At 55.5% G+C, this 1565-nt stretch carries 1 protein-coding gene; it reads right to left on the minus strand.

The genetic code is table 11. From position 1 onward, the window contains the following. Nucleotides 1-96 precede the first annotated feature (96 nt). Nucleotides 97-1437 carry an ISNCY family transposase gene (locus OP498_RS18325; RefSeq protein ID WP_280554790.1) on the minus strand — a complete coding sequence of 447 codons (1341 nt, stop codon included), beginning with the start codon at nt 1435-1437 and terminating at the stop codon, nt 97-99. Between the last annotated feature and the right edge of the window lie 128 nt (nt 1438-1565).

Raw genomic sequence — 1565 nt, forward strand, 5'->3', positions numbered from 1 at the left:
ATTATCTGAGCAATCAACCCAAATTCCGGCCACGGGCGAGCGTCGCATGGCTTTTCCACGCGTCCTTTTTACCGCTTTTCAGTCCGAACCTGTCAACTAACCGGGATCGAGCCGCGCCAAACGCACCAGGTTATAGCTCAGAGCCGCGGCCCAGACAAACGCCTTGAAGCCGTCGTGACCTTTCCACTTTGCTTTCGTGGCTCCGAAGGCTCTTTTCAGCTCCGAGATATTACCTTCGACGCCGGCCCTGAAATCACGTAATGCGTTAAAGGTCTTCGCCTTGACGCCCATGGCCGTGAGCGAGACACCCACCGGTTTGTGAAATACGACATGCTTCAGTCCCATGGCTCTGCCAGCGGCAACGTTCGCCTGGCTGGCGTAGCCGCCATCGGCCACCACGGAGCGGGGCAGCCTGCCCAGAACGGACTGATGGTAATCCAGAACCGGCAGGAACAGGGTCTTGTCGCCGGGGTTACCGTCTTCGATGGTTAGCGCGGTGATAAAACCCCGATCTTCACTGCTCAGGTTGATCTTGTGGCCATATTGCACGTCGCGGAACCCCTTGACGATGATGTCCGTGTGGGATTCGAACAGGCTGACGATTTTATCCGAGGAGGGACCCCGTTCCCCCTGGATAACGCGGCGGTCGGTTTGCTCGATGACCTGCGCGATCAGGTCTCTGTAGTGTGCCAGAGCACCCAGCCATTTCTCCTGGGCGGCGGAACCATTCCCGCCTTCGATCACCTGCTGTTGCCCGCGGTCCGCCTGCTTCAATACCCGTCGCGCGATCTTCAGCAACTCGGGATAGAGTTCGTCCTTGGTCGCTTTTTTCGCGTTGAATATGCGAAACGCCAATGATTTTGAAGCCTTACGCTTGTCGGTAAAGCGGATGTTTACACCGGTTTCGGTTTTGCTTTTTGCCAGCAGACGACTGATCACACGAACGCCATCATTCAGCAACTGACTATCACTGGGCGGGGCGATGTGACTGGCGACCACGGTACTGTCGATACGCAGTTTATCCATCGAAATCACGCCCTGGTGGATCAGGTTTCGGGTCAGCACCTGGAGTGCCTGCGCCAGGGTTTCCGGCTGGATGCTGCGGATTGTGGACTGCAGGCAGGACCGGCTGGGCGACAGGTGAGCCGGCAACCGGGCAAAGGTCCGGTAGGTCACCGAATCCGACAAATGAAACGCCAGTTGTTCATAGCTGAACCCCAGTTGCTGCCTTAACACCAGACAACGCAGAACACTCTCTGCGCTCAGGCCAGTCCGCCCCACGGCGGCAACGGACGCATCGATCAAATCTGCGACCACAAGCTCAAGAATTTCCGGGTGCCTGTCCAGAACCTCCGACAGCTTCCGGAGTCTGACGCCATACTCGTGATCTGAGTAATGTTCGAATATACTGGCCTGAGCATTGCGGGTCTCTCGCATGCGGGATCCTCTTGGTTGTTGGCTTTTTTGTTCGCACTTAAAATATACCATAACCAAGAGGATTTTTTATCTATTCTCAGAATTTTTAACCGGAAATCAGTAGCTTATTAGTTTCTGGATGGGCACTA

The organism is Halomonas sp. 25-S5 (assembly GCF_029889845.1).
GTDB lineage: Bacteria > Pseudomonadota > Gammaproteobacteria > Pseudomonadales > Halomonadaceae > Halomonas.

Coding starts and splice junctions, on each gene's coding strand:
- OP498_RS18325 (WP_280554790.1), bottom strand. CDS start 1,437: ATGCGAGAGACCCGCAATGCTCAGGCCAGTATATTCGAACATTACTCA.